This window comes from Photobacterium sp. DNB23_23_1 (assembly GCF_052873815.1).
The window spans coordinates 1-6,477 of sequence record NZ_JBNNXT010000076.1; the positions used below are offsets into that span (position 1 = coordinate 1).

Annotated in this window: 7 protein-coding genes and 4 tRNA genes; 3 read left to right on the plus strand and 8 right to left on the minus strand. The window is 47.5% G+C overall.

Features of this window, described 5'->3' with window-relative positions:
• The 8 genes from ACVA53_RS24590 to murB all read right to left on the minus strand — a co-directional run.
• Positions 1–297 (minus strand): GTP-binding protein (locus ACVA53_RS24590; protein ID WP_255045424.1); only part of this gene is annotated, 297 nt, incomplete at its 3' end.
• A gap of 104 nt (positions 298–401) precedes the next feature.
• Positions 402–477 (minus strand) — tRNA-Thr (locus tag ACVA53_RS24595).
• A 12-nt stretch (positions 478–489) separates the two neighbouring features.
• Positions 490–564, minus strand: a tRNA-Gly gene (locus ACVA53_RS24600).
• 39 nt (positions 565–603) lie between these two features.
• Positions 604–688, minus strand: a tRNA-Tyr gene (locus tag ACVA53_RS24605).
• 35 nt (positions 689–723) lie between these two features.
• A tRNA-Thr gene (locus ACVA53_RS24610) sits at positions 724–799 on the minus strand.
• 96 nt (positions 800–895) lie between these two features.
• Entirely contained in the window at positions 896–1,627 is a 732-nt protein-coding gene (locus tag ACVA53_RS24615) for a type III pantothenate kinase (RefSeq protein ID WP_255045423.1), read from the minus strand.
• On the minus strand, positions 1,627–2,589 hold the full coding sequence (gene birA, locus ACVA53_RS24620; protein WP_255045422.1) for a bifunctional biotin--[acetyl-CoA-carboxylase] ligase/biotin operon repressor BirA: 963 nt from the start codon (positions 2,587–2,589) through the stop codon (positions 1,627–1,629). Before birA ends, ACVA53_RS24615 begins: the two co-directional genes overlap by 1 nt.
• Positions 2,586–3,626, minus strand: a complete 1,041-nt coding sequence (gene murB / locus ACVA53_RS24625) for a UDP-N-acetylmuramate dehydrogenase (protein WP_446506583.1) — start codon at positions 3,624–3,626, stop codon at positions 2,586–2,588. Before murB ends, birA begins: the two co-directional genes overlap by 4 nt.
• 75 nt (positions 3,627–3,701) lie before the next feature.
• Between murB and ACVA53_RS24630 the strand changes: the two genes are divergently transcribed.
• The 3 genes from ACVA53_RS24630 to ACVA53_RS24640 all read left to right on the plus strand — a co-directional run bounded on the left by ACVA53_RS24630 (position 3,702) and on the right by ACVA53_RS24640 (position 6,251).
• Positions 3,702–4,154, plus strand: coding sequence for a GNAT family N-acetyltransferase (locus tag ACVA53_RS24630; RefSeq protein ID WP_255045420.1), 453 nt, complete (start codon positions 3,702–3,704; stop codon positions 4,152–4,154).
• Between the two features lie 103 nt (positions 4,155–4,257).
• Positions 4,258–5,607: a CDP-diacylglycerol--serine O-phosphatidyltransferase gene (gene pssA / locus ACVA53_RS24635; RefSeq protein ID WP_255045419.1), complete on the plus strand. Its 1,350-nt coding sequence runs from the start codon at positions 4,258–4,260 to the stop codon at positions 5,605–5,607.
• Positions 5,608–5,618: 11 nt separating this feature from the next.
• Positions 5,619–6,251, plus strand: a complete 633-nt coding sequence (locus ACVA53_RS24640; protein ID WP_446506584.1) for a nicotinamidase — start codon at positions 5,619–5,621, stop codon at positions 6,249–6,251.
• Positions 6,252–6,477 lie beyond the last annotated feature (226 nt).

Below are 6,477 nucleotides of genomic sequence, written 5' to 3' on the forward strand. Positions count from 1 at the left end.
CATCTGAGCAGCACCAGTGATCATGTTTTTAACGTAATCGGCGTGTCCTGGGCAGTCTACGTGTGCGTAGTGACGAGATGGAGTATCATACTCTACGTGAGAAGTAGAGATAGTGATACCACGCTCACGTTCTTCTGGAGCGTTATCGATAGATGCGAAGTCTTTAGCTTGGCCACCGTACACTTTTGCAAGCGTAGTACAGATAGCAGCAGTTAGCGTTGTTTTACCGTGGTCAACGTGGCCGATAGTACCAACGTTAACGTGCGGTTTGACGCGTTCAAATTTTTCTTTAGACATGGATAGTCCCTCTAGGCACGGTATTTGGTGGCATTACGACCACACAACCAATCATGGGTTTGTAGAGTATATATCAAAAGAATTGAACTGACTTAAGGAGAGAGTGGTGCTAATAGGCGGAGTCGAACCGCCGACCTCACCCTTACCAAGGGTGCGCTCTACCAACTGAGCTATATCAGCACACAAGAAATGTGGAGCGGGCAGCGGGAATCGAACCCGCATCATCAGCTTGGAAGGCTGAGGTAATAGCCATTATACGATGCCCGCAAAAATCGTCACTCGATAAGCTATTCTTTCTATTGAAACTGGTGGAGGGAGATGGATTCGAACCATCGAAGGCAGAGCCGTCAGATTTACAGTCTGATCCCTTTGGCCACTCGGGAACCCCTCCAAATTTTTAAGCACTTTCACTCATCTAGGAGAAAGTGGTGCCGACTACCGGAATCGAACTGGTGACCTACTGATTACAAGTCAGTTGCTCTACCTACTGAGCTAAGTCGGCGTAAGTGCTGCGCATTCTAGAGAACTATTTCTAGCCTTGCAATACCTTTTTAGCGATTTTTTTAGATTTCTAACCCCGACGGCCAAAAATTAGTCATTAACGACATTTCGCATACAAAGCAAGGCCTTCCAATACCAAATCTGAACGGTGATAGTGGTCTTTCCCCCACTGCTGAGGTAAATGTCGAACCCCTCCGCCACATAGGATCACTTTAGGTTCAGTCTTTAAACGCTCTTTAGCTTGTGCCAGACCATATTCAATCAGTCCGACCAAGGCTGCGCGACATCCGTTTTTCAGTCCATCAGCGGTGTTATCGGCAAAGAGCAGAGTATCGCTATGCTCCCTATCAGAGAAGACCTTGGTAGTATTCTCGAGTACCGACTTCATCATCAACTGGTAGCCAGGAGCTATCCAACCTCCAAGATGCTTCCCTTCTTCGGTCATAACATCAAAGGTTAAGGCAGTGCCGATATCAACAATGACTGTCGGCGCTTTGAATTCTTGGCGAATCGCCACTAGCGTCAACCATCGGTCGACTCCTAGGTATTGATATTCGCTGTACGCGTTTTTGACACCAAAATCTTTCTTTAATGTCTTTACCTGCATTACCGGGATGTTGGCAAGTTGCGAAATACGCTGGATAGAGTTATCAACTTCTACCGGCCCAACACTTGCGAAAACAATTCTGGTTACTCCATTTTCCAGTAAGGGTTCCAAGACCATTTCCAATTTGCGGCTCGGGTAGCGACCCAATAGCGTAAAATGGCCATCTTCAAATAGTTGGGCAACTTTTACATAGCTGTTGCCCGCTTCAATCAAAATTTGCATCAACAACCTCTAAGGCTGATTTCACCACCGAGGTAAGGGGTTACCCCTTGCTCGGTTTCCAGTAATAACGCTCCCTGGTTATTGATCCCGCGAGCAATCCCTTCCACTACACGGTTCCCCATCAATAACTTCACAGGGCGACCCAAAAAGTTATCCAGCCTATTCCAGCGCATTGTAAAGCCGTCCATCCCGCTTTCTTCATAATCACTCAACGCATCATGCAGACGGTTGATCAACGTTGCTGCAAGCACGTTGCGATCAGGTAGCGTGTCGCAGGCATCAGTGAGGTTGGTCCATGACTGTTCAATCGACTCGCCTTCTGACGCCGGCATTGCAATATTAAGGCCCATACCAATAACCAAATGTGCCGCCTCACCAGTCTGACCAGACATTTCCACTAGGATACCCGCCAGCTTGCGGTCTTGGTAATAGAGATCATTAGGCCATTTAACCTTGATCCCTTCTGTTCCCAAGGACTCCAGCGCTTCAGCAATAGCGACACCGACGACCAAGCTCAGCCCCATTGCCGCAGCTATACCCGCATCGAGCCGCCAGTACATTGAAAGGTATAGATTACTACCAAAAGGAGATATCCACTGGCGACCCCGACGGCCCCGCCCCGCTTGCTGATATTCAGCTAAACAGCATGCGCCTTTTGGCATGGTGCCAACGCGATCAAGCAAGTACTGGTTGGTAGAGTCAATCACAGGAATAAGCTCTAATCTCGAGCACTTTACCTGAGCCAAGATCTTATCGCAATCAAGGAGTTCCAGTTTTTCAGGTAAGCTGTAGCCTTTGCCCTGCAAGCGGAAAATATCAATTCCCCACGTCCTTAAAACCTTTATGTGTTTGCTCACTGCAGCGCGTGAAATCCCCAGCTTTTCTCCCAAGGCTTCGCCAGAATGGAACTGTCCATCCGCCAACAGGGCAATTAAAGCAAGACGCATGGAGTGCTCTTTCATCGATATACCTCAGCCAATGTCGTCTCTTGTGCCGCCGCCATAAATCGAACTTCATGTTCTAGTTGGATACCAAATTTATCTTTCACGCAGTCCACAACGTACTGAGCAAGCTGCAATACATCTTGAACGTCTGCGTGATGGTAATTGACCAAGACCAACGCTTGTTGATCATGTACCCGTGCTCCGCCAATTTGATGGCCTTTGAGCTGACACTGATCGATAAGCCACCCGGCAGCGAGCTTTTCCAAATTATCGGGTTGAGGATAATGCGGCATTGCAGGATATTGTGCAAGTAGATGCTTAACGACATCCGGTTCAACTAGTGGGTTTTTGAAAAAGCTACCAGCATTTCCAAGCACTTTTGGATCCGGCAGCTTAGCTTGCCGAATATCACACACAGCTGAAAGGATCTCTCTCGCCGTCACGATATCAGGCTTAAACTGGGCCAGCGGGCCATAGGAAACCACGGGCTTCCATGCTTTTAGCAATTTTAAACCAACAGCGGTAATGGCGTGACTGTCTTTTAGCGCATGTTTAAAAATAGAGTCACGGTAACCAAACTGGCATTCAGCGGCAGTCAGGCGACGCTGTTTTCCGGTTTCTAATTCAACGGTATCGACATATGCGCAGATATCTTTTAGCTCGACCCCGTAAGCACCGATATTCTGGATCGGCGATGAGCCTACACAGCCTGGTATCAAGGCCAAATTTTCCAATCCGGGCATCCCCTGCTCAACGGTTTGAGTCACGAGGCGATGCCAATCTTCACCTGCCCCAACATGAAGCATAAAAGCCTGCGCCGTTTCTTCAACGTCAATACCAACGATACGATTGAGAATAACGACACCGGCGAAATCTTCACAAAAAAGAATATTGCTCCCTTGGCCCAGGATCAATTTAGGCAGCTCCCTATACCGTTCATCTTGCCAGATAGACACCAAATCTTGTGTTGTCTCGGCAACGACAATATCTTTGGCCTTCACATCCAGGCCAAATGTATGAAATGGTGCTAGCGACCTATCTTGCAAAACTTTCATGCGACTTCTGATCCATACCTTTATACTAGGGGCTGTATTTTAACTGATTCATCCACTCTTGGCAGTGTTTTCACTATGAGCAAGCTTAGATTCCACCCTCTTGAGACTCTTCGGTTCCCGTTAATTAATCGCTTCTATAAGTCTTATTACCCAGCAGGGAAGGCTAAAAAAGATGAAGTGATCTGGATTGGTGAGAATAACAAAGGCATACAGGCCTGTGTCAGGTTCAAGCAATTTGATCAATACCAGTTGCTCACTGGTATGCTTGTGCACCCAGCTCTCCGCTCCCAAGGGCTTGGACTCGCCCTGCTTGATGCCTGTCACGGGCAACTGACCGCCTCTCCAAGTTACTGTTTTGCCTTCGGTTATTTAGAAGCATTTTACCAAGACTCCGGTTTTATCATCATCACGGATAATGAGTTGCCCGAGCCACTCCAGTCAAGGATAAACCGCTATAGGCAAAGCGGTAAAACACTCACTCCCATGATCTATGATCAAAAGAGTAAGCTTGAATTAAGTCAAGCGTGATATAAGCCAACTTCGCAATACATTGACTATGATGTTTTTCTGATATAATTGCGCCCTTAACTAACCGATTCATCCTTATTAAGGTCGCGTAAACGAGGCGATAATGGATTCAGCTATTGCTAACAAGCAACGCATTGAGCAACTGCCGTGTATTGCACACAAGCCAGATGATTTAGAGACCCTTCTCGATGCAGGATCGTTCCGTGAACGTCTCCACCAAGAAATCTCCAATGCCAAAGCGCGTATTTATCTAGTCGCGCTCTACCTTCAAGATGACGATGGCGGACGAGGGATCCTCACTGCGCTTTACGAAGCCAAGCAGGCTAACCCTGAACTTGATATAAAAGTACTGGTTGACTGGCACCGGGCTCAGCGTGGGCTTATCGGGGCAGATAAGTCAGATGGTAATGCCGCTCTATACCGAGAGTTCTCGGAGAAATACGAGCATCAGATTGATATTCTCGGTGTACCGGTCCGTAATCGTGAGGTCTTTGGTGTGCTGCACCTAAAAGGCTTTGTCGTTGATGACAAGATCATCTACAGCGGCGCCAGTTTAAACGATGTATATCTAGCTCAACACCAACGTTATCGCTATGACCGCTATCACGTGATCAAAAATGGCAACCTTGCCGATAGCATGGCCAATTTCATTGTCGACACCTTAGTGAACAGCGATGCTGTTAATTGCCTCAGTCAGGTCAACCGTCCAGAGACCCGCAACCTGAAAGGGCCAATAAAGGAACTGCGCCACCAATTACAAAAAGCCAGTTATCAATTCAATCCAGAGCAGATCTCTGATGACGAAGTCGGCCTAACCCCACTTGTTGGCCTGGGCAAACGGAAAAATCGTCTGAACCAACATATCTGTACCCTGATTGCGAGTGCACAGAAAGAATTAACGATTTGTACCCCTTATTTCAACTTTCCGCGTAGCATTAGCAGGGAAGTCAAAAGAGCACTGCGTCGCGGTGTGAAAGTGACAATCATAGTGGGTGACAAAACAGCAAATGATTTCTATATCCCGCCTAGTGAGCCGTTTAAGACCATCGCAGGGTTACCTTACCTTTATGAAGTCAATCTACGCCACTTTGCCAAGCAAAATGAAGCTGCCATCGCAAGACGCCAGCTTGCTATCCACCTGTGGAAGCACAATGACAATAGTTTCCACCTAAAGGGGATCTGGGTTGATCGCAGCTATATGTTGATCACGGGGAACAATCTAAACCCTAGGGCTTGGAAGTTGGACTTGGAAAATGCCATTTTGGTCCATGATAAGCAACAGTTATTGGCCGACCAGAAGCAGCGTGAACTTGACCGCATTCTAGAACACACACAGCTTGTTGGGAGCTATAAGTTCATCGACAAGGTTGATGCTTACCCAGCTCCAGTGCGAAAGCTGATCAAGCGCATAAGACGAGTTAAAGCTGATCACATCCTTAATCAGATCCTGTAGAAGAGACCGTCATGACAATTGCAGCTATTGATGTAGACCCACAAAAAACGTTCACTCCTCTGTGCCCGAACGAATTGCCAGTTGCAGAAGGTCACACTATAGGCCAAGAGCTAAACAATCAGGCTAATTTAGCTGAGTTACGTGTCCTGACCAAGGACGCACATCCAAGTAATGCGGTGTGGGTCGTAGAAACACATGACAAGATGCTTTCACCGTTAGAGCATCCCAATGCCGATCTGACTTGGGTCAGCCATGCCGTGCCAGGTACGCTGGGGTTTGAAACTATTCCTGATCTCCCGCCTGTCACTGAGTATGATCATGTCATATGGAAAGGGATCGAGCAGGATCTTCACCCTTATGGCGCCTGTTATCATGATCTTGAGGAAAAGCTGAGTACTGGTCTGATTGAGTGGCTGACAACCAAACAGGTCGATACCATCTTGATTGGAGGCTTAGCAACTGACTATTGCGTGAAGACAACAGCCCTTCAACTGCAAGCTACAGGTCAATTTAAGGTGATCGTCAATCTCGCGGCCTGCCGCGGTATTGCACCTGAAACAGTTGCGCAAGCCTGCACAGAGATGAGGCTGGCTGGCATCATCGTCTGCTGCGACAGTAAAGCCGTTAAAGCGCAACTCTCATAGCCTCTAACATGCAATCGTCATAATACACTTCAAACCCAGCCAGCTGCTGGGTTTTCTTTATTTGCCCCCGTCCATTCTCCAGCCGCCGTAGAGGCTTATACTGTCAGATTCTGGTGGTGATGAGAGCCCTCGTGACCTGCTCCCCGCTTTCTAATACCAAACTGGAAAATTAACTGGTCAGGTTGATCCACTCTCTTGAACACATTTTTGATACCCTTTGGGGACT